This window comes from Shigella sp. FC1567 (assembly GCF_001743015.1).
In the GTDB taxonomy this organism is placed as follows: domain Bacteria; phylum Pseudomonadota; class Gammaproteobacteria; order Enterobacterales; family Enterobacteriaceae; genus Escherichia; species Escherichia coli.
On the sequence record NZ_MIIV01000496.1, the window covers coordinates 1 to 23,462 of the forward strand.

Annotated in this window: 14 protein-coding genes and 5 pseudogenes; 5 read left to right on the forward strand and 14 right to left on the reverse strand. The window is 50.9% G+C overall.

What is annotated here, in order from left to right; genetic code table 11:
* Both BHE85_RS20535 and aaeR read left to right on the forward strand, forming a co-directional pair.
* Window positions 1–331, forward strand: a 331-nt coding sequence (locus BHE85_RS20535) for an integrase core domain-containing protein (protein ID WP_000321149.1), incomplete at its 5' end; no start/stop codon positions are given.
* Between the two features lie 52 nt (window positions 332–383).
* A complete protein-coding gene (gene aaeR / locus BHE85_RS20540; protein ID WP_000440317.1) occupies window positions 384–1,313 on the forward strand; it encodes an HTH-type transcriptional activator AaeR in 930 nt (309 codons plus the stop codon).
* A gap of 127 nt (window positions 1,314–1,440) precedes the next feature.
* Here aaeR and tldD read toward each other — a convergent pair whose 3' ends face one another.
* The 8 genes and pseudogenes from tldD to csrD form a co-directional block, all read right to left on the reverse strand.
* The gene (tldD, locus tag BHE85_RS20545) at window positions 1,441–2,886 is read right to left on the reverse strand and encodes a metalloprotease TldD (RefSeq protein ID WP_000055918.1); all 1,446 of its coding nucleotides are present in this window, start codon (window positions 2,884–2,886) and stop codon (window positions 1,441–1,443) included.
* Between the two features lie 155 nt (window positions 2,887–3,041).
* The gene (gene yhdP, locus BHE85_RS20550; RefSeq protein WP_001253548.1) at window positions 3,042–6,842 is read right to left on the reverse strand and encodes an AsmA2 domain-containing protein YhdP; all 3,801 of its coding nucleotides are present in this window, start codon (window positions 6,840–6,842) and stop codon (window positions 3,042–3,044) included.
* Between the two features lie 67 nt (window positions 6,843–6,909).
* Window positions 6,910–8,380, reverse strand: a pseudogene (gene rng, locus BHE85_RS20555) (ribonuclease G).
* Entirely contained in the window at window positions 8,370–8,963 is a 594-nt protein-coding gene (gene yhdE, locus BHE85_RS20560; protein ID WP_000203089.1) for a nucleoside triphosphate pyrophosphatase YhdE, read from the reverse strand. Before yhdE ends, rng begins: the two are co-directional and overlap by 11 nt.
* An 8-nt stretch (window positions 8,964–8,971) precedes the next feature.
* Window positions 8,972–9,459 (reverse strand): annotated as a pseudogene (gene mreD / locus BHE85_RS20565) (rod shape-determining protein MreD).
* Window positions 9,459–10,544, reverse strand: a complete 1,086-nt coding sequence (mreC, locus tag BHE85_RS20570) for a rod shape-determining protein MreC (protein ID WP_000802520.1) — start codon at window positions 10,542–10,544, stop codon at window positions 9,459–9,461. Before mreC ends, mreD begins: the two are co-directional and overlap by 1 nt.
* Window positions 10,545–10,609: 65 nt before the next feature.
* Window positions 10,610–11,653, reverse strand: a complete 1,044-nt coding sequence (gene mreB, locus BHE85_RS20575; RefSeq protein WP_005008593.1) for a rod shape-determining protein MreB — start codon at window positions 11,651–11,653, stop codon at window positions 10,610–10,612.
* A 304-nt stretch (window positions 11,654–11,957) separates the two neighbouring features.
* Window positions 11,958–13,898, reverse strand: a complete 1,941-nt coding sequence (gene csrD / locus BHE85_RS20585) for an RNase E specificity factor CsrD (RefSeq protein ID WP_001241442.1) — start codon at window positions 13,896–13,898, stop codon at window positions 11,958–11,960.
* Between the two features lie 151 nt (window positions 13,899–14,049).
* On the opposite strand from csrD, the gene acuI reads away from it, so the two are divergent.
* The 3 genes from acuI (at window position 14,050) to accC (ending at window position 17,832) form a co-directional block, all read left to right on the forward strand.
* The gene (gene acuI, locus BHE85_RS20590; RefSeq protein WP_001148451.1) at window positions 14,050–15,024 is read left to right on the forward strand and encodes an acrylyl-CoA reductase (NADPH); all 975 of its coding nucleotides are present in this window, start codon (window positions 14,050–14,052) and stop codon (window positions 15,022–15,024) included.
* A 977-nt stretch (window positions 15,025–16,001) separates the two neighbouring features.
* Entirely contained in the window at window positions 16,002–16,472 is a 471-nt protein-coding gene (gene accB / locus BHE85_RS20595; protein ID WP_000354622.1) for an acetyl-CoA carboxylase biotin carboxyl carrier protein, read from the forward strand.
* Between the two features lie 10 nt (window positions 16,473–16,482).
* Entirely contained in the window at window positions 16,483–17,832 is a 1,350-nt protein-coding gene (accC, locus tag BHE85_RS20600; protein WP_000884639.1) for an acetyl-CoA carboxylase biotin carboxylase subunit, read from the forward strand.
* A gap of 91 nt (window positions 17,833–17,923) precedes the next feature.
* Here accC and BHE85_RS20605 read toward each other — a convergent pair.
* The 6 genes and pseudogenes from BHE85_RS20605 to BHE85_RS20630 form a co-directional block, all read right to left on the reverse strand.
* Window positions 17,924–18,971 (reverse strand): annotated as a pseudogene (locus tag BHE85_RS20605) (aldose 1-epimerase family protein).
* Window positions 18,968–19,931, reverse strand: a pseudogene (locus BHE85_RS20610) (sugar kinase). The pseudogenes BHE85_RS20605 and BHE85_RS20610 overlap by 4 nt, the downstream one beginning before the upstream one ends.
* Before the next feature lie 21 nt (window positions 19,932–19,952).
* Window positions 19,953–20,942 (reverse strand): annotated as a pseudogene (locus tag BHE85_RS20615) (ABC transporter permease).
* Window positions 20,943–22,442: a sugar ABC transporter ATP-binding protein gene (locus tag BHE85_RS20620; RefSeq protein WP_000132915.1), complete on the reverse strand. Its 1,500-nt coding sequence runs from the start codon at window positions 22,440–22,442 to the stop codon at window positions 20,943–20,945.
* Between the two features lie 60 nt (window positions 22,443–22,502).
* Window positions 22,503–23,219: a substrate-binding domain-containing protein gene (locus BHE85_RS20625; protein ID WP_071844796.1), complete on the reverse strand. Its 717-nt coding sequence runs from the start codon at window positions 23,217–23,219 to the stop codon at window positions 22,503–22,505.
* A gap of 9 nt (window positions 23,220–23,228) precedes the next feature.
* Window positions 23,229–23,462, reverse strand: a 234-nt coding sequence (locus tag BHE85_RS20630; RefSeq protein ID WP_001393844.1) for an IS1 family transposase, incomplete at its 5' end; no start/stop codon positions are given.

Below are 23,462 nucleotides of genomic sequence, written 5' to 3' on the forward strand. Positions count from 1 at the left end.
AGTGGAGTGGCTGACGGATAATGGTTCATGCTACCGGGCTAATGAAACACGCCAGTTCGCCCGGATGTTGGGACTTGAACCGAAGAACACGGCGGTGCGGAGTCCGGAGAGTAACGGAATAGCAGAGAGCTTCGTGAAAACGATAAAGCGTGACTACATCAGTATCATGCCCAAACCAGACGGGTTAACGGCAGCAAAGAACCTTGCAGAGGCGTTCGAGCATTATAACGAATGGCATCCGCATAGTGCGCTGGGTTATCGCTCGCCACGGGAATATCTGCGGCAGCGGGCTTGTAATGGGTTAAGTGATAACAGATGTCTGGAAATATAGGGGCAAATCCATATATTATGTGATCTAAATCACTTTTAAGTCAGAGTGAATAATGGAACGACTAAAACGCATGTCGGTGTTTGCCAAAGTAGTTGAATTTGGCTCTTTTACCGCCGCCGCCAGACAGCTACAGATGAGCGTTTCGTCCATCAGTCAGACGGTGTCAAAACTGGAAGATGAGTTGCAGGTAAAGCTGTTAAACCGTAGCACACGCAGCATTGGCCTGACCGAAGCCGGTAGAATTTACTACCAGGGCTGCCGTCGTATGCTTCATGAAGTGCAGGATGTTCATGAGCAACTGTATGCCTTCAATAACACCCCCATCGGGACGCTACGCATTGGCTGTTCTTCAACTATGGCACAAAATGTTCTCGCCGGGCTGACAGCCAAAATGCTGAAAGAATACCCAGGTTTGAGCGTCAATCTGGTTACCGGAATTCCAGCCCCCGACCTGATTGCCGACGGTCTGGATGTGGTGATCCGCGTCGGCGCGTTGCAGGATTCCAGCCTGTTTTCCCGCCGTCTTGGCGCGATGCCAATGGTGGTGTGCGCCGCGAAAAGCTATCTCACACAATACGGCATACCGGAAAAACCCGCCGATTTAAGTAGCCATTCATGGCTTGAATACAGCGTGCGGCCCGACAATGAATTTGAACTGATTGCACCGGAAGGGATCTCGACTCGCCTGATCCCGCAAGGGAGATTTGTGACTAATGATCCGATGACGCTGGTGCGCTGGCTAACGGCGGGTGCCGGGATCGCCTACGTGCCGCTGATGTGGGTGATCAACGAGATCAATCGTGGGGAGCTGGAGATCCTGCTGCCGCGTTATCAGTCAGATCCACGCCCGGTTTATGCGTTATATACCGAAAAAGATAAGCTGCCGCTGAAGGTACAGGTCGTGATCAACTCGCTGACGGATTATTTTGTTGAGGTCGGTAAATTGTTTCAGGAGATGCACGGGCGCGGGAAAGAGAAGTAATTCATATTGTACTGTTACGTTCTACAAACCTGTGCCAACGGGTTCCCCTCACCCTAACCCCAGAGGAGCGAGGGGACCGTTCGTGCACGTAGAAAGATTAATTATCCTTCTGAAAATAATGAAATTATTACGCAGTACCGCCAACAGTCAGGTTATCAACTTTCAGCGTTGGCTGGCCCACGCCAACCGGCAAACTTTGCCCTTCTTTACCGCAGACACCCACGCCGTTATCCAGTTTCAGGTCGTTGCCAACCATCGAAATCTGCTGCATGGTTTCGATACCGGAACCAATCAACGTTGCGCCTCTCACCGGCTTCGTTACTTTACCGTTTTCAATCAGATATGCTTCTGAAGTGGAGAAAACGAATTTGCCGGAGGTGATATCCACCTGACCGCCACCAAAGTTCGGTGCATAGATACCGTACTCAACGGATTCAATAATTTCCTGCGGGGTCGATTTACCCGGCAGCATATAGGTGTTGGTCATACGCGGCATGGGCAGATGGGCGTAGGATTCACGGCGACCGTTGCCAGTCGGCGTCATCCCCATCAAACGCGCGTTGAGTTTATCCTGCATGTAGCCTTTCAGAATGCCGTTCTCAATCAGCACGTTGTACTGGCCTGGCGTACCTTCGTCATCAATCGCCACCGAACCACGGCGATCGACCATCGTGCCGTCATCAACCACGGTACACAGTTCTGAAGCCACCAGCTCCCCGACCTGCCCACTAAATACTGAAGTGCCGCGGCGGTTGAAGTCGCCTTCCAGACCGTGACCTACCGCTTCATGCAACAGCACGCCCGGCCAACCTGCGCCAAGTACTACCGGCATGGTGCCCGCTGGTGCAGCAACGGCAGAAAGATTGACCAGCGCCATACGCACTGCTTCTTTTGCCCATGCATCCGCACGGACTTCGCCGTCAAGATCGGCAAGGAAGAACTCATAACCAAAACGACCGCCACCGCCACTGGCACCGCGTTCGCGTTTGCCATCTTCTTCGACCAGAACGCTCACGGAAAGACGCACCAGCGGACGGACATCCGCCGCTAGCGTGCCGTCGGTGGCCGCAACCAGAATTAATTCATAGACACCACTGAGGCTGGCAGTCACTTCCTGTACGCGCTTGTCCGCTTCGCGAGCAACCTTATCGACGCGACGCAGGATATCCAGCTTCTCTTCACGGCTCATGCTTTGCAGCGGATCTACCGAGGTATACAACGGGCTATGCCCTACCGCGCCCAGCGTCTGTACTTTGCCATCACCACTATCACGGACGATGGTGCGCGCCGCTTGCGCACTCTGTTCCAGCGCCAGCAGGCTGATTTGGTCAGCGTAAGCAAATCCGGTTTTTTCACCGCTGATTGCACGCACGCCAACGCCCTGATCGATGTTGTAAGAACCATCTTTAATAATGCGGTCTTCTAAAACCCAGGATTCGTGATAGCTCGACTGAAAATAGAGATCGCCATAATCAAGGCGACGTTCGGCCAGTTGACCGAGGATCGCGAACAAGTCCTGATGTTTCAGGCCGTTCGCCGCTAGCAATTGTTCACTTACTAGGTTAAGACTCATCGTTTTTGCTACTCGTTAGTTACTGCAGTAGAGGATTTTTTACGGCTGCCGGATGCGGCGTGAACGCCCTATCCGACCTACGGTTATGTTCTGGCTCGTTGGCCTTTGGCAACGATTATCATATGAGATTGGGGCAATTACGCGCCCTCGTCAAATCATTGCGCTTTTTCTTTACGCGGTTGGCGCAACACTTCGTTGATTTGCGGATCGTCCAGCGGACCCGAAATGTGATAGCGCAAAATGGAGACTTTGCTCCACAGCGGCCCCAGCACTTTACTGGCTGCAAATACTGCCGCGCCAACAATGGGGTTAACCGCAAAAGCCGCAGCCACGCCCACCGTCGCAGAAATCTCTGGTGCGACAACCGCTTCCATATTCAGGTCGCGACGTACCAGATTTACCGACCCTTTCATGGCGATATCCGCCTCCAGGCCATCCACCAGCGTGTCGTCGGTGTGCATAACGCCGTCTTTAATCCACGCGGTGCTGCGAATGGAGTCAAAATAGAACCCTTCGCCAAAAGTGTCTCTGAAATCAAAACGCAGCTTACGCATCAGGGCATCAACGCTCAATAAGCGCAGCAATTGCCCGGCATGTCCGGTATTGATTTCGGTAATTTCGCCTTTACCCAGTTGAGTATGAATGATGCCATTCAACGTCGCCTCATCTGGTTGCCAGGGTGCTTTGCGCCAGTGTAAATCGTAATCCACATTAAATGACGACTGGCGTATGGGCGTCGTGACACCAAAAAATTCTGCGGCGGCATCAATTTTCTGCCCGCGCAGTTTTCCTTTCAGCGAGGTACGTTCATTCCCCGGATTATTAACCCATTCACCATCGGCAGTAAGCCGCGAGAAACCAGTATCAATCAGTCCATTGGTCAGCGTTAACGTATCGCCAGAAATGGTGAGATCACTGTCAATACGACCGAATTTTTGCCCCCAGAACCAGCACTCTGTGCATCGTATTTGTGCGTCCGGCCAGCCACGGAAGTTAATGCGCTCCGTTGTCGGGAAAGGTGATGACGGTGTTGAATCACCACGAGTTTTCGCCACGCTCGGGTTGTAATAAAGATATTTGATATTCGCCAGCCACGGCGCGTTATTACGCATCGCCAGCGTGGCATTGATTTCACGCCCCTGTGCCTCAACCAGGGTGCCATTTGCCGTCGGTTGCGAAACAATACTCAGGTTATTCCATTGCTGATTTCCCAGTGACAACATAGGCGTACGTAACGTTATGTGTTGTGGGAAACTCGCTGCACCACCGACACTCTCCGCAGCGCCTTTCTGGAACAGGGCCAGCCACTCGGCACCATTCATCGGCGGCATATTGAGTTCAACGCCACTTTGTTCCGGCAACGGCGGGAGCGTTTTACTGTCTGCCGCCCAAATAGCACGATCGAGCGTCAGCTTTTGACCAAGCAACCAGCGGCTATTGAAATGGTTATCCGCACCAGCCTGTCCGGTTAATTCAAAGCTGCTGAGATTGCCATCAACCTTAACGTTTACCGGCAGTGGTTCACCCGCAGGTTTGGCTAACGGTGAAGGTAAGTGACTGCTCACATTATTCAGATCGCCGTTCAGCTCTACGTTATAGGTCGCGCCAGCATGATAAGGCAGATCAATGCCCACTTTACCATCCCACGCCACGCTGCCACTCAATGCTTCGTTCACCGCTGCAGGCAGAACGCCGGTTTTCGCCGGTTGCCAGTTACCGTTGAGGTTTACCGCAACCTGGTAGGCTTTTGCCCCTTCTTTGGTGGAAAAATCCACGTTCAACGGCTGATTAAACCAGCTTGCTGTCAGTGGTTCACTTTGCAGATCGCCATTGATAAAGCTGAATTTACCGCTCAAATTTTTCAGGGTGCTGTCGAGTAGTTTGATAAACAGACTGTTATTACGCAGCGTCACTTCACCTTTCGCGGTTACCAGTTCGCCGTTCAGCGGGATATCAAGATGTAAGCGAGCATTCACATCGCCGTCGAGCTGGAGTTCTTGCAGGGTCGCACCCAGAGAATCTTTCAGCGGTGTCTCATCAAAGTAAGGGCCAACGGCTTTACCCGGACCTTTAATGTCAGCGTCAATCAGCAGTTTTTCTTTCGAGTAGTCAGGGATCACTGCGGTGAGATTACTCGCGCGCACGCCGCCCAGATTAACGTCATCGGTTTTCATCCATAAACCGTCGTTAATAAAGTCCAGTTCAATATCAAGGTTAGTTAATGCAGGCCAGTCCGGCTGGAAGGCAAACTTCGCGTTACGCAGCGGCACCAGCACTTCAAACTGACCTTCGTTGTGTTTATAGGGGAAGAGTTGCGGATTGCCACCATAAACCAGCGTCGCGTTATCCGCTTCACCGCCCTGAATCGCGCCACTTAAGTAATCAACTAGGTCTTTACCCATCAAGTTTTCCGGGAAATAGCGCCAGGCTTGTGAACCATCATCGGTACTGATGCCAGCCAGAATACCCAGCCAGGGTTCATCGTTAGCAGGTTGCAGGTAACGAAAACCGCCGCGCGCATGGACAGCTTTGGCTTTAACGTCAATATTACGCCCATCCAGGTGGAAACCTTTGTCATTGTTCAGCCAGCTTATAGTTGCCTGGCCGTCGGCGATTTCCAGTGGCGCACGGAATACCGTTTCGTAAGGCATCTTTGCCTGCTTCATCGACGCGGTAAGCAAACCATTTTCAACGCTGCCGGAAAGCGTCCCGGAGAAGTGTTCCGCACCCGGTAATAATTTCCATTGCTTCCAGGCCAGATCGCTCCACGATGCCTGAAAACGGGTCTTGTCTGCCGCCTGAAGCGGGATATCCAGCGCCAGAGTGTTAATCTTGCCGCTCGGTTGTGTGGAGCGCCAAACATCACCCAGTGCAGGTGAAAGTTTCGCGGCCAGCGGGCGTATGCCCTCCAGGCCTGCCAGCTCCAGATTACTGGCGCGAATCCGGAGTTCGTCACTGCGTTTATTGTCTTTGCCGCCAACGTCCTGTTCCGGTATCCAGGCCAGCGTCAATGCTCCGCTCGGCCAGGGTTTGCCGTCCATCGTGATCCGTGTATCGGGAATAGAGAACTGCCAGCCCGGATTTTCACGCGTAATATGCGCGGTCAGATTATCCACCGACAGCGTATGCGTTTGCTTCTCGCCCAACCAGCTGGCACCGCCCTGTTTCAGCCAGACGTCACCGCCGGTTACATCGCCTTTGTCGATCGTCATCCAGCCTTCAAGGGAGAACTGTGCCGTTTCCAGAGCAATATTGTCCTGCATCCATTTACCGAGCCACGGCTTCAGGTCGATGTCATCCGCCTGTAGCCAGACGCGACCATTGCTTAACAACCCCTCATCATCGCGCAAATCCATGCGCACCTGCATCACGCCGTGCTGTCCGGTAAGGCTGGAGAGGCTTACCAGGCCTTCCGCACGGTGTCGACGTGGATCGTTCAGCCAGGTGAGTTGTGGGATCGCCAGCTCGGCGCGCTGACCGGATGGCGTCAGAAAACTGACTTCACTGTCGCGGAGATCGAAATGGTCAAATTGACGAAGAAACAGATCGCTGATGTGACTGGCTTCCAGGCTATCATTACCACCACCGCTGGTGATAGGAGTGTTGGTGCGAAAGCGCAGCTGCCAGAAAGTGAGGTCGCGAAACTGCCAGCGCATATGTAACAAGCTCTGCCAGACATCCAGCGCCAGAGTAACGCGTTTAACCGAAAATTCGCCGCCATCTTTTAGTTCTGCACGGATGTCGTGTGCTTCAAGCGTCGGGCCAAAATTCTGCCAGCTGGCTGAGAGCTGACTGGCTTCTACCGGCATGCCAGTCGCGGATTCTATTTTGTTGAGGATTTCCGGACGCCAGGCGTCAAGATGCGGTAAAGCAATACGCAGGCCGCTAACCAGCAGGGCTGCGATCACAACGAGCGCGGCTCCAGTAAGCAGTAAAATCCCCGGCAATCGCCTCACCCGTCACTCCTTGTCTGCTAAAAATGTGACTCAAAAACCCTTTGCCGGATGGCGGCCCAGCATCTGTTTACATCATTACGACGTCAAACTGCTCCTGGTTATAGAGCGGTTCAATTTGTACTTTAACCTGTTTGCCAACGAAAATTTCCACTTCCGCCAGCGAGTGTGACTCTTCGCCTTTCAAGGCTTCAGCTACTGCCGGAGAAGCATAGACCAGGAAACGGTCGGAGTCGTAAGCATGGTGGACACGAACAATCTCGCGCATGATTTCATAGCATACCGTTTCCACGGTTTTCACCGTTCCGCGACCGTGGCAGGTTGGGCATTCGTTACACAGTACGTGCTCAATGCTTTCGCGGGTGCGTTTACGCGTCATCTCCACCAGCCCCAGCGCCGAAAAACCATTAACGCTGGTTTTCACCCGGTCTTTGCTCAACGCCTGCTCCAGCGAGTGCAGCACGCGGCGGCGGTGATCTTCATTATTCATATCGATGAAATCAATAATGATAATCCCACCCAGATTACGCAACCGTAACTGGCGAGCGATAGCCTGCGTCGCTTCAATATTGGTATTGAAAATGGTGTCGTCCAGATTGCGATGACCGACAAACGCTCCGGTATTGATGTCCACGGTGGTCATCGCTTCGGTCTGGTCGATAATCAGATAACCACCGGATTTCAGTTCTACTTTGCGTTCCAGCGCTCGCTGGATTTCGTTTTCGACATCAAAGAGATCGAAAATCGGCTGGCGTCCGGTGTAATGCTCCAGCTTGCTGGTCATCTCGGGAATGTACTCCGAGGTAAACTCCAGCAATGCTTCGTAAGTCAGGCGTGAGTCAACGCGAATGCGGTCCAGTTCGGCGTCGGCGAAATCACGCAGAACACGCTGCGCCAGCGCCAGTTCGCCGTACAGCTGATAACGGGTCTGCGGGCGTTTTTTACGCTCCATAACTTTGGTCCAGACGCGTTTCAGATAAGCGGCATCGGAGGCCAGTTCAGCCTCGCCAACCCCTTCCGCTGCGGTACGGATGATAAACCCGCCCTGCTCGTCGCAATACTCTGCGACCACTTTTTTTCAGGCGTTCACGTTCTGATTCGCTTTCAATACGTTGGGAAACCCCAACGTGAGAAGCCCCTGGCATAAACACCAGATAGCGAGAAGGCAGCGTGATATCGGTGGTCAGGCGCGCACCTTTAGTGCCAAGCGGATCTTTCACCACCTGCACCATCAGATCTTGCCCCTGACGAACCAGTTCCGAGATGTCGCGCACCGTGAATTGCTTTTGTTCTTCACCCGCCACACATTCGGTGTGCGGCATGATATCGGATGCATGAAGAAACGCGGCTTTATCCAGCCCAATATCTACAAAAGCCGCCTGCATACCCGGAAGTACACGACTTACACGACCCTTGTAGATATTGCCTACTATTCCGCGTCGCGCCTCACGTTCAATATGAATTTCCTGCAGAATACCGCCATCAATATACGCCACTCGCGTTTCCGAAGGCGTTACGTTTACTAACAATTCAGCCGTCATGTTTATCCCTTTTCTCACGCAGTGCGTTAAAATTACTTAATAATTCATACGTTTCAACCAGCGGTAAGCCGACTACGGCGTGATAGCTGCCATTTATCTTCCTGACAAAACAGCCACCCAGCCCCTGAATACCGTATGCACCTGCTTTATCTAACGGTTCACCGCTGGCGACATAGCCCGCGATGTCTTCGTCTGTTAACGTTCTGAAAGTCACATCGGTGACCACCAGGCAATCGAGAATGTGCTGGCTGTCGGCCAACACCACTGCCGTCATCACCTGATGGGTCTGACCCGATAATTTGCGCAACATCTGCGCCGCATGCTCTGCGTCGCGCGGTTTCTCCAGCACTTCTCCATTCAGGATAACGATAGTATCCGCACCCAGCACCGGGAGATCCTGCGCCGTTTGCGCGACACCCGCCTGTGCTTTCTTGTGTGCCAGACGCACAACATACTGCTGCGCGCTCTCCTGCGGCTGACGCTGCTCCTCAATGCCCGTAACAATACGTTCAAAGGTCACGCCAAGTTGCGCAAGTAACTCCTGACGACGCGGAGAACCGGAAGCTAAATACAGAGAAGTCATAGAAACCTTTATTGCACTGCAAACTGCTGACGGACTTTACGCATCAGCAAGAAAATCCACGGCCAGAGCACCCCATTGACTACACTACTCCAGAACACTTCCGGTCTGAAAGAGACGTTAATCACTAAAAACTCTGCCCAGAAAACAATAATATCCACCACCAGCGAAAGCAACATGACGACTAGCGCCTGCTGCCATAATGCGAGGTTGCGGAAAAGCTGGTATTTCAGCGCCACCAGGTAAGCAATGATGCTCATCGCCAATACGCGTACGCCAAGCGTCGAGCCGCTGATCAGATCCAGTATGGCACCCATCACAAAACCTGTGCCCACATTTACGCGATGGGGCAAGGCCAGGATCCAATACAACAAGATAAGTAACACCCAGTTTGCCGGAAAACAATCAGGTTATCCGGCCAGGGCATGATTTGCAGCAACAGCGCAATGAGGAAAGAGAGCCAGATTACCCAACGTCCCTGGCTACGATAGCTCGCCACTATTGCCCTCCCGGCGCACGCGCAGGCGGTTGAGCACCACTTTGCGGCGGCGTAGCCCTTTGTGGAGAGCGATTAGCAGCAGGCGCAGTAGCTGCATTTCCTGTCGTCGGTTGCTGCGGAGTCGGCTGAGCGATCCCCGTTGTCGGTTCAGGTAACTTTGGCCCCATCGCGTCTGGCGAAGGCAATACCTGCGGCATCATCTGCATCAGACGTTCATTAGCAACACGATGCACCTCTTCCGGCGTCATCGGGTTAGCGCCGTTACGATCCGCGCCCCACAGCAGCAGCAGATAACGCAAACGTTGCAGTCCTGCAGTCGGACGCGCCTGAATCACAGTATAAGCGCGCTGGGTATCGAGTTTTACGGAAGAGACAACCGCGACCGGATAGCCTTCCGGGAAACGACCGCCCAGACCGGAGGTCACCAGCACATCACCAACACGAATATCCGTATTCGCTGGCAGATGCTCAAGCTGCAAATCATCTGTACAACCGTTACCGGCTGCAATTACGCGGATATCGTTGCGCAGCACCTGGATTGGCAGCGCGTGGGTCGCATCACAAATCAGCAGCACGCGACTGGTCAGTTTAGCGACGGCCACCACCTGACCAACAACACCTTTGTCGCTGATGACCGGCTGGCCTTCATAAACGCCATTAACGCTACCTTTATCGATAACAACTTGATCGCTATAAGGATCGTTAACCGTGGAGATAACCTGAGTCACCATTTTCTGCTCATCCTGACGCAGCGGGGAACCCAGCAGCTCGCGCAGACGCGCGTTCTCCTGTTTGTATTGTCCAAGCATCAGCAGTTCACTGTTTTTCAGCAACAGTTCCTGACGTAACGCCCGGTTTTCAAGTTCTAGTTGGTCACGCGAGGCCAGCGTCTGCGATACGCCATCCAGCAATTCACGAGGAGCATTGGAAACAAAGTAGAAAGGACTGACGGCGGTATCCATATAAGTACGGATTTGACTGAACGTCCCCAGGCGGCTGTCGGCAATAATAATGCCGAGCGCCACCAGCACCGCCAGAATAAGGCGAATCTGTAGCGACGGGCCACGGCTAAAAATTGGCTTCATAAGTTATGCGTATTCTCGTATCAGACCAGGCAGGGTAAACAGACATTTCCCCTGCCTGCATCCGATTACTCTTCGCTGAACAGGTCGCCGCCGTGCATGTCGATCATTTCCAGCGCTTTGCCGCCACCGCGCGCCACACAGGTCAGCGGGTCTTCAGCAACAACGACTGGAATGCCGGTTTCTTCCATTAACAAACGGTCAAGGTTACGCAGCAGTGCGCCACCACCGGTGAGCACCATGCCGCGCTCGGAGATGTCGGAAGCCAGTTCCGGCGGGCACTGTTCCAGTGCAACCATTACCGCGCTCACAATACCGGTCAGCGGTTCCTGCAGTGCTTCGAGGATTTCGTTGGAGTTCAGGGTAAAACCGCGTGGAACACCTTCTGCCAGGTTACGGCCACGAACTTCGATTTCACGGACTTCATCGCCCGGGTAAGCCGAACCGATTTCGTGCTTGATACGTTCTGCGGTGGCTTCACCGATCAGAGAACCGTAATTACGACGCACATAGTTGATGATAGCTTCGTCGAAACGATCACCACCAATGCGCACGGAAGAGGAGTAAACCACGCCGTTCAAGGAGATAACAGCAACTTCAGTGGTACCACCACCGATATCAACCACCATAGAACCGGTCGCTTCAGAAACCGGCAGGCCAGCACCAATTGCGGCAGCCATCGGTTCTTCAATCAGGAAGACTTCACGGGCACCAGCGCCCTGCGCGGATTCACGAATTGCGCGGCGTTCAACCTGGGTCGCGCCAACCGGTACACAAACCAGAACGCGCGGGCTTGGACGCATAAAGTTGTTGCTGTGCACTTGTTTGATGAAGTGCTGGAGCATTTTTTCAGTCACGAAGAAGTCGGCGATAACGCCGTCTTTCATTGGGCGAATGGCAGCAATATTGCCCGGCGTACGGCCCAGCATCTGCTTCGCGTCATGACCTACTGCAGCTACGCTTTTCGGTGAACCGGCACGATCCTGACGAATGGCCACCACGGAAGGCTCATTCAATACGATGCCTTGTCCTTTTACATAAATGAGGGTATTCGCAGTACCCAGGTCAATGGACAAGTCATTGGAAAACATGCCACGAAATTTTTTCAACATACTAAGGGATAATCCTGAAAGCTGGGGCGGAAAAGAAAATCCGCTTACTTTACCAACCACACGCAGCAGCGACAAGGCGCAAAAATCATCTGCTACGGTGAAAATTAGTGCAGTTCGTTTCCTTTGTTACAAATCTCTGCCTGAGTCCAGAAAGGCTTAATGCATCAGCAGCATTCCTCGCCTGTTTGCAACCGCGTAAGGTCATTCATCTGCATATGTGCTGCAACAATCTGGCGAGCAGACAAGCACACTCCCATGAGACGCAGCGCGCGTTATTCTACGTGAAAACGGATTAAACGGCAGGTTAAACCGAGTATCTTTGTGAATATTTTTTCACGTTAGTATCAAGTGGCTGTGAGGACGCGAAAAAATCCCCTTGCCCGCCTGTAACACCGCGCTGAATCAGGGTCTGCCACTCGCTTCGCGAACGCACACCGGTGGCGTAAACCTGGGTGCTGGTCCCGGAGCAGGCTTCCACCAGGCTTTGAACCAGCAGCTGGTTCTCCGTTCGCTTCTCAATGTTTCTGACCAGCCCCGGATGGAGCTTGAGTAACTCAACATTAAGTTCTTTGATCCAACTGGTGCTTACCAGCGTCAAACCAGCCTGGTTGACGGCTACCCGTACCCCTAAAGCATTCACTAAACGAATAACAGGTTGTAAACGACTGATATGTTGACCTACATCGGCCTCTGCAAGTTCAATAATTATGCGTTTTCGTTGTGATTTTTCACATTGCATTAACGTATCGCGCAGCCAACGCTGAAAACGCGGGCGAATCAGCGACTCAACGGTAACCTGAATCGCCAGATTTTCCTCTGGCCAGTAACGCAATAGTGGAATAAGACGGCTGATTTGCAGACGGTCATACTCTTCCGATAAGCCAAACTGCAAGACCATCGGCATATACTCCGCCGAGCTAACCTCTTCATTACCATCGAAGATGCGGCACATGAGTTCGCGATGATGAACCTGACCTTCGCGAGTAACCGCCGGTTTTTGATAAAGGCGCGGGCCGCCGCGACTGAGCATTTGCTCGATAAGCGTACGCCAGCGAACATTACCGCGTCCTTTTTCAGGCAACGAGTCATCGTAAATAGCCCAGCTATTGCCGCCCTGCAATCCCGCATTACGCGTGGCAGACTCTGCATGTTCCATTACCTGCTCGGTATCCTGACCACTACGCCAGGCGCAGATACCAATGTGGATCATATCGTCGCGATCGAGCATTTTATTGTTCGGCAAGGTATCGACGGCTTTGATTAACTGACCGGCGATGCTCTCTGCCTCTTTTAACGTCCGGTGCGGTAACAGCGCAGCAAAATCACTGCGGTGGTAACGCGCCAGCAGTGCGCCAGGGTAGCGCATCATAAATGTCGACAGCAGATTCGTCAGAGTGAAGAACTGTTCTTCAACCTGGCTGTGCCCCCAAGTATCGCTCAACATATTGAAATCCGGCAGACGAATCATCATCACGATCCCGTGGGTACCTACTTTCTCCTGATCTTCCAGTAACGTTGCTAACTGATTATCGAAAAAGAGTCGGTTATTGAGGCCGGTTTTCACGTCCTGGGCGGCATAAGAGCGGATCAGCGTATCAAGACGGCTGTGTTGTTCGCGTGCGTTCTGAATTTCACGAAGCAGCGTATCCAGCGCACTGCTGGTTCTGGGCGGCCATTCATAGATGGTTCCCAACACATTAGAGCCACGCTCACCGTTTAAGATACGAGTAGCCCGGGTTTCCAGCAATTCTTGCCCGGCAAGTTGCCGTTGTAACCAGCGTACCGCCAAGAAGAGCATAACAATGATAAAGCTAATCGCCCCCGTGAGCGGCGCGGTGGTCATCAACGAATGGAAATAGTTGCCCATCGGATCCTGATAAACCAGACGCAGCGACATCCCCGGATACTTTATTAACGGAACGCTCAGTTCACGAAACAGATCGCTGGAGCCAACCGGACGATAACTACCATTTCTGGCCAGGGTATAAACCTGTTTATCACCATGGAGCAGGTCTACACGAACGATATCTGCCGACATCATTAATTCGGTAATTTGTGGCCTTAATGTGCTGAAGTCATTCGACACAAGGTGGGTATCAATCGCCGTCGCCACCGCCTGAACGCGATGACTAAACTTATACTGAATTGCGTTGTAGAAACTTAGCGAACAGCCCAGCAAAGTCACAAAAATTGTTAACCCGGTGAGCAGCGTAACAAAGGCCGAAAATTTCGTCGTTAATCTCATCCTTGTGTTAACTCCGATAGTGAGGAAGCGGGCATACTAGCAAATCAGATTTATCTCGCAATTTATTGCGCTTCATCGGCTTTGCTTTTCCATTAGCGAGTATAATCTTCAGAAATTATTTTCCAATCCATCATGCACATGAGGACCACTTATGCAGGCGTTACTTTTAGAACAGCAGGACGGCAAAACTCTCGCATCAGTACAGACTCTGGACGAAAGTCGCCTGCCGGAGGGCGATGTCATGGTCGATGTTCACTGGTCGAGCCTGAACTATAAAGATGCGCTGGCGATTACCGGTAAGGGAAAAATCATCCGTAATTTTCCGATGATTCCTGGGATCGATTTTGCCGGAACTGTACGCACCAGCGAAGATCCGCGTTTTCATGCCGGTCAGGAGGTGTTACTCACTGGCTGGGGCGTTGGTGAAAACCACTGGGGTGGGCTGGCGGAGCAGGCGCGAGTGAAAGGTGACTGGCTGGTTGCCATGCCGCAAGGGCTGGACGCGCGTAAAGCAATAATTATCGGTACTGCCGGTTTTACCGCCATGCTGTGTGTGATGGCGCTGGAAGATGCCGGTGTTCGCCCGCAGGACGGGGAGATTGTCGTGACGGGTGCCAGTGGTGGCGTCGGCAGTACCGCCGTGGCGCTGCTGCATAAGTTGGGTTATCAGGTCGTTGCCGTTTCCGGTCGCGAAAGTACCCATGAATATCTGAAAAGTTTAGGTGCCAGCCGTATTCTCCCTCGTGATGAGTTTGCCGAATCCCGTCCTCTGGAAAAACAAGTCTGGGCTGGGGCAATTGACACTGTTGGCGACAAAGTGCTGGCAAAAGTGCTGGCGCAAATGAATTACGGCGGCTGCGTGGCGGCCTGTGGTCTGGCGGGTGGTTTTACTCTGCCAACCACGGTCATGCCATTTATTCTGCGTAATGTCCGTTTGCAAGGGGTGGATTCAGTAATGACGCCACCAGAACGCCGCGCACAAGCCTGGCAGCGACTGGTCGCCGATTTACCGGAATCATTCTATACCCAGGCGGCAAAAGAGATATCTCTGTCAGAGGCACCGAACTTTGCCGAGGCCATCATTAATAACCAGATCCAGGGTCGCACGCTGGTGAAGGTTAACTAACCATTTAGCAAGGAATAATAAGAGAGGGAACTCATTTTGACATCATTATTCAATCGGTTAACGGGAAAAGCGGTTAGCCGGACAGCTTTCGTCGAACACCTTGGTCAGGAAGTTGTACAACATCATCCAAACTGGAAAGTCATGATTTCGACTGACCACAAATTGATGCGCATTGATACTCCTCTAAACAGCCATTATTGATACGCCTCCGTCGCCTGTTAGGTTTATGGTGCTTTGCCTGGGCGACACTACGCTTAACCTGTTACTGATTTCTGGTACCATGGGGTGAATAATCTGATTTTATTTGACTACAAATTAACCACTCGAACCTATTTAATGCTGAGAATTGTCAGTCGGTTGATTTTGCGTGCTTTAGCATTCACATCTATCCAGACGATGCAGTGAAAATTGGGTAATCCCCAGCAACCGCTGCGTAATGTCGTCTATCTTGTCGCGATCCTGGCATCCCTACATTATTTGTGGTCTGTGAAGATTATCTCATTGCAGCCCCTCATCTTCGCAGGGCTGGCTTTACAGCTTTTCACCTTACGTTATAAGAAGTTCCGTCGATGATGGCGCTAATTTCGTGAATTGTGCGGCTTGTTGCAAATTACACGGTGTTGAAGGTTATTTACATGTTAGCTGTTGATTATCTTCCCTGATAAGACCAGTATTTAGCTGCCAATTGCTACGAAATCGTTATAATGTGCGACCTCGTCCTCCCTGACGCAGTTTTTGCGCTGCGGAAAAGGTGACATTGGCGCAACGAAGGTATATTTTGTTTTTTGCCGGAGGATAGCAGCAGATCGCTGCACAATGTCCGTCAAGTCTAACATTGATACTCTGGGGCAAAATAGACCGGCGTCCCGGCCTGCTGGAATTTATCGCTATGCATACAGCTGTCGGGGCATACGCTTTACAGACGGCGGTGAAACGCCTGTCACAATCACACTAAACAAAGAGTACGGAACCCACTCATGGATATTCGTAAGATTAAAAAACTGATCGAGCTGGTTGAAGAATCAGGCATCTCCGAACTGGAAATTTCTGAAGGCGAAGAGTCAGTACGCATTAGCCGTGCAGCTCCTGCCGCAAGTTTCCCTGTGATGCAACAAGCTTACGCTGCACCAATGATGCAGCAGCCAGCTCAATCTAACGCAGCCGCTCCGGCGACCGTTCCTTCCATGGAAGCGCCAGCAGCAGCGGAAATCAGTGGTCACATCGTACGCTCCCCGATGGTTGGTACTTTCTACCGCACCCCAAGCCCGGACGCAAAAGCGTTCATCGAAGTGGGTCAGAAAGTCAACGTGGGCGATACCCTGTGCATCGTTGAAGCCATGAAAATGATGAACCAGATCGAAGCGGACAAATCCGGTACCGTGAAAGCAATTCTGGTCGAAAGTGGACAACCGGTAGAATTTGACGAGCCGCTGGTCGTCATCGAGTAACGAGGCGAACATGCTGGATAAAATTGTTATTGCCAACCGCGGCGAGATTGCATTGCGTATTCTTCGTGCCTGTAAAGAACTGGGCATCAAGACTGTCGCTGTGCACTCCAGCGCGGATCGCGATCTAAAACACGTATTACTGGCAGATGAAACGGTCTGTATTGGCCCTGCTCCGTCAGTAAAAAGTTATCTGAACATCCCGGCAATCATCAGCGCCGCTGAAATCACCGGCGCAGTAGCAATCCATCCGGGTTACGGCTTCCTCTCCGAGAACGCCAACTTTGCCGAGCAGGTTGAACGCTCCGGCTTTATCTTCATTGGCCCGAAAGCAGAAACCATTCGCCTGATGGGCGACAAAGTATCCGCAATCGCGGCGATGAAAAAAGCGGGCGTCCCTTGCGTACCGGGTTCTGACGGCCCGCTGGGCGACGATATGGATAAAAACCGTGCCATTGCTAAACGCATTGGTTATCCGGTGATTATCAAAGCCTCCGGCGGCGGTGGTGGTCGCGGTATGCGCGTAGTGCGCGGCGACGCTGAACTGGCACAATCCATCTCCATGACCCGTGCGGAAGCGAAAGCTGCTTTCAGCAACGATATGGTTTACATGGAGAAATACCTGGAAAATCCTCGCCACGTCGAGATTCAGGTACTGGCTGACGGTCAGGGCAACGCTATCTATCTGGCGGAACGTGACTGCTCCATGCAGCGCCGCCACCAGAAAGTGGTCGAAGAAGCACCAGCACCGGGCATTACCCCGGAACTACGTCGCTACATCGGCGAACGTTGCGCTAAAGCGTGTGTTGATATCGGCTATCGCGGTGCAGGTACTTTCGAGTTCCTGTTCGAAAACGGCGAGTTCTATTTCATCGAAATGAACACCCGTATTCAGGTAGAACACCCGGTTACAGAAATGATCACCGGCGTTGACCTGATCAAAGAACAGCTGCGTATCGCTGCCGGTCAACCGCTGTCGATCAAGCAAGAAGAAGTTCACGTTCGCGGCCATGCGGTGGAATGTCGTATCAACGCCGAAGATCCGAACACCTTCCTGCCAAGCCCAGGCAAAATCACCCGTTTCCACGCACCTGGCGGTTTTGGAGTGCGTTGGGAGTCTCATATCTACGCGGGCTACACCGTACCGCCGTACTATGACTCAATGATCGGTAAGCTGATTTGCTACGGTGAAAACCGTGACGTGGCGATTGCTCGCATGAAGAATGCGCTGCAGGAGCTGATCATCGACGGTATCAAAACCAACGTTGATCTGCAGATCCGCATCATGAATGACGAGAACTTCCAGCATGGTGGCACTAACATCCACTATCTGGAGAAAAAACTCGGTCTTCAGGAAAAATAATTTGTGACGCGCGGTGTTTTCATCGCGCTTAGCAAAGAACGTAATCAACGCCGGGCCTGTTAACGCTGCCCGGCGTTTTTATTGCCGTTAGCTAACGGTAGCCTGCAATTTCCGCTTTCAACGCGCTCATTTCAGCATCGCCATCAACAATTCCCAGCTCAAAGCAGTATTTCTTTGTTTCCCCTGGCTCAATAAAGGGCAGACGCCCCTGCGCTCGTTCTTTATCACGACCGTCAGGAAAACTATTACTGACCTCCAGTCCCATAACATACTCACCCGCGCCTAAATTTTTCCACTGGATAAAGTTGGGTAGCTGCATGGTGTCGAATTTCTCGTAAATTCCCCACCCCAGTTCGGCGTTCACCAGAGCAACTTTACTCATCCCCTGACTGTCGCTATTCAACGTGAGATAGTAAACCTGCTCGTCAAAACCGGGCTGTGGGGTACAAATCTCCAGATGACTGGTTAACCCTTCCGCCGCATGCGGAGTTCGTGGCGTTACGCTTTTAGCCGACAGCAAGATTTCTGGCCTGTGGCGATAATAAAGGCCAGCCGTAATTAAAGTGATAAAGAATTTGCAGCGGCTGGCGGGTGAAACCATGATTAGTCACCTTGTCTTCAATGCGCAGCACATTTTCGCCATAACGGCAGCGAATGGTCCTTTCCAGCGTCAGATTTTCGCCGAACAGTCGCGTTTCCCGTACTTTGCCATTGATGACAAATTCAATGCCGTCGTCGGTCCGTTCTGTGCGATACCCCACCTCTTCTGCTGGAGTCGCAGCCAAACGCCCGTGTAACCCCAGCGTTTCTCCTTCATCCTCACAAGGCGTGCCAATGTAGCTAAGTCCGCAGGTAGTCAGTAACCCCGCGTAAAAGCTACGTAAAAATCCGTTGCCCTGAGACTCAAAAAAAGCGGGGGCGACAATGCCGTTGGGGGTGATAAAAGAAAGCGCCGTGTCCTTGTAGCTGGCCCATGCAATATCCAGCGCGCGATCTTTTACCACCGTAAATGCCAGTCCCGCACCAGTACGGACATCAAACGCTTCTGTACCCTTTGCTCTGCCACTACGTAACTCATAGTGTTTAATTCCGGCAACCTGCGAGAGATCGCCAATCCACGACCAAATTTCGTTTTTCATTGTGCTGCTTCCCGAATGGACATGTCATGGCGCTGGATGAACGCTTCGATTTCCGCAAGGCGAGACGTTCCCTCCATTGGGCCACGTCTGGTTACCGCCAGCGCACCGCAGGCATTGGCATATTGCAGCGCTCGATGGACGTCAAACCCTAGCTGGCGGCAGGCAATCCACGCGCCACCAAAGCAGTCTCCCGCACCGGTCGGGTCAACTTCTTCCACCGGATAGCTCTCAACATGAAACTGCTCATTCGCGGAGTAGTAACTGGCACCTTGATTGCCGCGCTTCACAATCACCTCTTTAACACCTTCTTCAAGAAAACCTGCGATTGCACGCTCCGGCGTCGAATGTGGCGACAAGAGCAACACTTCGCCCTCGCTGGGCATATAGATATCCGTTAACTCAAGAACAAAGTGGAGGGCGTCACGCATTTCTGGAATATCGAGCATCTCTTTACGAATATTAGGGTCGAAAGAAATAACACCACCATTTGCTTTAACGATAGTTACCGCTTTTTTTACTGCGTCATACCATATGAAACGAAAACAGGGAAGAGCCCATAATATGAAAATGGGTACAGTCCTTCAGAATATTTTCATCAACATGCTGCGCCGATAATTTACCGCAAGCGGCATTCTTAATATTAAAAATAAAATCGCGATCGCCAGAGTTATGATAAGTAACAAAGGCACTCCCGGTAGCTTCCTGAGGTAAGACTGAAATCCCCCTGATATCCACACCGTCAGCAGCCAGACGATGTATATTAATATCACCAAAGCCATCATTCCCCACACAGCTAATGATGCCGCACGGAACGCCAAGACGTGTCACCTGGTCGATAAAAATAGCGGGCGCACCACTGGGATAAGGGCCGTTCCAGATACCTGGTTGATCAAATGGCTGGCCGATTTTACTCGCCATAATTTCAACCAGAATTTCTCCAATTGTGAAGACCTTACTCATATGATTAATTCCTTGAAATGATTAGCTGCGTTTTCTTTTATTTCTTACGTCAAAATAAACGGCTACAAGAATGACTAATCCTTTAACCACCATCTGGTAAAAATAGGGAACATTCATTAAGTTCATGCCATTATTAATAACGCCGATAGTTAATGCGCCGATCACCGTCCCCACCACGGTTCCATAGCCGCCGTTCAGGCTGGTGCCTCCCAGTACAGCCGCAGCAATAGCATCCAGTTCGTAGCTCAACGCGGAATTCGGTTACCCGGAATAGAGGCGTGAGGCGAGGATCATCCCGCTGATACCTGCCAGCACGGCTGTAATCATAAAGACTTTAATTTTCAAGCGGGTGACATTTATCCCTGAATAAATTGCCGCTTCTTTATTACCACCAGTGATATAAATTTTTCGTCCAAAGGTTGTTTTAGTAAGAATGAAGTGGTTAATCAGCAATAAGATGATTAATATCCAGATTGGAATAGGTATATAGAGAAATTCTCCATTCCCCAGTGCCAGAAAGGCATCATCTTTAATCATGATGGGCATACCATCGGTCACTATATAAGCGATACCACGGAAGATCCCCATAGTAGCAACGGTGACAATAAACGACGGGATCCCCGCTATAGCCGTCAAGCCACCATTTATCATCCCCAGAGCCAGTGCTGCAATAATGGATAATGGGACCAATAAAATAAATGGAATTCCCCATGAAGCCCCAAGCGCAGCAAATGTGCCAATCAATGCAATGGTTGAACCGACCGATAAATCAATATCGCCAAGCAAAAGTACATAAGTCATTCCATAGGCGGTAATTGCAATTATCGAAACCTGAAGAATAATATTAGTAATGTTGTTGGCGGTAAAAAAACTGTCATTAATAAAACTGAACAGAATGATTAACACCACCATTCCACTGAGGATACCGCCATATTGCCTGAAGACTTTTTTTAAATTATTTGCAATGGGAATTTCCGAAGGTTTCGGACTGGCAAGAGTTTTCTCTGTCATTTAACGTACTCCTGTTGCAGCGGTCATTACCTGTGTCTGCGTTAAATTTTCACATGAATAAATATCGGCAATCGTTTTATTACGCATTACCACCAGACGATCGCTAAGTGCCATGACTTCTGGCAGTTCAGAGGACACCAGAATAATTGCTGTCCCTGCCGCAGCCAGTTGACGTATCACGTTATAGATTTCAAATTTTGCGCCGACATCCACTCCGCGCGTTGGCTCATCGAGCAATAAAATACGCGGAGTTTTCTCCAGCCACTTCGATAACACGATTTTCTGTTGATTACCGCCGCTCAGCGCTCCCACTGCCTGATGTACAGAACTCACTTTAGTGTTCATTCTGGCAATTGATTGCAGCGTCTTCGCCTCTTCTTGTCGGTGATTGATGAGTCCCATCCGCGAAGCGTTATATTGAAACGCCACATGGTGCGTGTTCATATTGACGTCGTGCATCAGCACTAACCCTTCTTCCTTGCGGTTTTCGGTCACAAAAGCAATGCCATGATCAATAGCCTGTTTAGGATTAGTGATCCTGACTTCCTTACCATCAATCAACACAGTCCCCTGATACGAAACGAGGCCAAAGAGCGCCTTCATCACATCGGAACGCCCGGCCCCCACCAGGCCAAAAAATCCGAGGACCTCCCCCGGACGCACAGCGAAACTGATCTCTTTAAAAAGCGAAGGATGGGAAAGATTTTTTACTTCCAGTTTTGCAGGAACATTTTCATCCGGTATTTCCCCAAGACGTGCTGGCCAAATATTTTTCATTTCCCGACCAACCATTTGGGCAATCAAATGCTGGATATCACTGTTTTTCTTTTCATGCGTGGCGATATACTCACCGTCGCGGATCACCGAAATATCATCTGAAATCCGCATAATTTCATCCATGCGATGAGAGATATAAATAACCGCACAGCCTCGCTGCTTTAATTTTTCAATAATGTTAAACAGAATCTCCGCTTCATTATCACTTAGCGAAGATGTCGGTTCATCCATAATCACGACATCCGCTGCATAGCTTAAGGCTTTAGCAATTTCTACCAGTTGCCTATGTGCCATCGACATATTGCCGACCATTTCTAGTGGGTCTAGTGGTATGCCCCGTTCCGCGAGGAGATTCTGGCAATCTGCGAGCATTTTTTTATCGTTAATAATGCCAAAACGTCGCGGTTCATTATTGGCATAAATATTTTCCGCCACGGTCATATTATTACTCAGGCTCAATTCCTGAAAAATAATCGCAATTCCTAACTGGCGTGAATGCTGCGGATTATTAATGGTGATAGTTTCACCACGTAGTGTTATCGTTCCCTGGGTTGGCGGATAAACACCGGCCAGTATTTTCATTAATGTCGATTTACCGGCACCATTCTCGCCTAATAAAGTATGCACCCGCCCTTTACGTAAAGAGAGGGTAATATCTTTTAATGCTTGAACATGACCAAATGTCTTCGCAATATGCGAAACATCAAGAATAACATCCGTCATAATGACCTCGGTGTCACAACAAAACGCCAATAACGTTTTGTTGTGAGGTGAAGATGTTTACTATTTACCTGTATAAACGCCGGGTTGTACCGGGATCATTTTTTCTACCGGTTTACCATTGAGGTGATCAACAGCGGCATCAATGGCTTTAGCACCCATTTGATCGGGATATTGCCGAATCACGGCCGCAAACGTTTTTTCACTGTCAACGGCATCACGCGCTTCTTTCATGCCATCAAAACCAATGATTTTGATGTTGTCGTTATGCGCAGATTTTGCTGCGATAACCGCTGCCAGCGCCGCATCATCACCAAAGCCAAACAGACCATTCAGGTTGGCATTTGCCTGCATAATGTTTTGCGCAGTCGTTAACGCTTCAGCCCGCGTAATACTAGGCTGTTCAGCAACAATTTTAATATCCGGTGTATCGCTTAACCCTTTCTTAAAACCATCAACGCGCGCAACCACCGATTGTAGTGCCGGATAAGAAATACTGGCTACAGTACCTTTACCATTCAAAAGTTTGCCCATTAACTTGCCTGCTTCAACGCCTCCCGCATAGTTATCGGTCGCAACATGCGATACGACCGGAACGCCTTCCGCAGCGACGTCGACGGTGATAACGGGAATACCGGCCTTATCGGCTTTAATTATCGCCGCCTGGACGCCTTTCGAATCGACCGGAGAGATAATAATGGCATCCACTTTTTTAGTAATAAAATCCTCAACATCAGAAAGTTGTTTGTTTAAATCCTGATTGGCAAATAGAGAGGTAATGACTCCAACTTACTGATAGTGTTTTATGTTCAGATAATGCCCGATGACCTTGTCATGCAGCTCCACCGATTTTGAGAACGACAGTGACTTCCGTCCCAGCCTTGCCAGATGTTGTCTCAGATTCAGATTATGTCGCTCAATGCGCTGAGTGTAACGCTTGCTGATAACGTGCAGCTTTCCCTTCAGGCGTGATTCATACAGCGGCCAGCCATCCGTCATCCATACCACGACCTCAAAGGCCGA

What these genes read in the sequence shown, in the direction of transcription:
- mreB (WP_005008593.1), bottom strand. Translation starts at nt 11,653, where the DNA reads ATGTTGAAAAAATTTCGTGGCATGTTTTCCAATGACTTGTCCATTGAC.
- aaeR (WP_000440317.1), top strand. Translation starts at nt 384, where the DNA reads ATGGAACGACTAAAACGCATGTCGGTGTTTGCCAAAGTAGTTGAATTT.
- yhdE (WP_000203089.1), bottom strand. Translation starts at nt 8,963, where the DNA reads ATGACTTCTCTGTATTTAGCTTCCGGTTCTCCGCGTCGTCAGGAGTTA.
- BHE85_RS20620 (WP_000132915.1), bottom strand. Translation starts at nt 22,442, where the DNA reads ATGACGGATGTTATTCTTGATGTTTCGCATATTGCGAAGACATTTGGT.
- accB (WP_000354622.1), top strand. Translation starts at nt 16,002, where the DNA reads ATGGATATTCGTAAGATTAAAAAACTGATCGAGCTGGTTGAAGAATCA.
- tldD (WP_000055918.1), bottom strand. Translation starts at nt 2,886, where the DNA reads ATGAGTCTTAACCTAGTAAGTGAACAATTGCTAGCGGCGAACGGCCTG.
- accC (WP_000884639.1), top strand. Translation starts at nt 16,483, where the DNA reads ATGCTGGATAAAATTGTTATTGCCAACCGCGGCGAGATTGCATTGCGT.
- mreC (WP_000802520.1), bottom strand. Translation starts at nt 10,544, where the DNA reads ATGAAGCCAATTTTTAGCCGTGGCCCGTCGCTACAGATTCGCCTTATT.
- acuI (WP_001148451.1), top strand. Translation starts at nt 14,050, where the DNA reads ATGCAGGCGTTACTTTTAGAACAGCAGGACGGCAAAACTCTCGCATCA.
- csrD (WP_001241442.1), bottom strand. Translation starts at nt 13,898, where the DNA reads ATGAGATTAACGACGAAATTTTCGGCCTTTGTTACGCTGCTCACCGGG.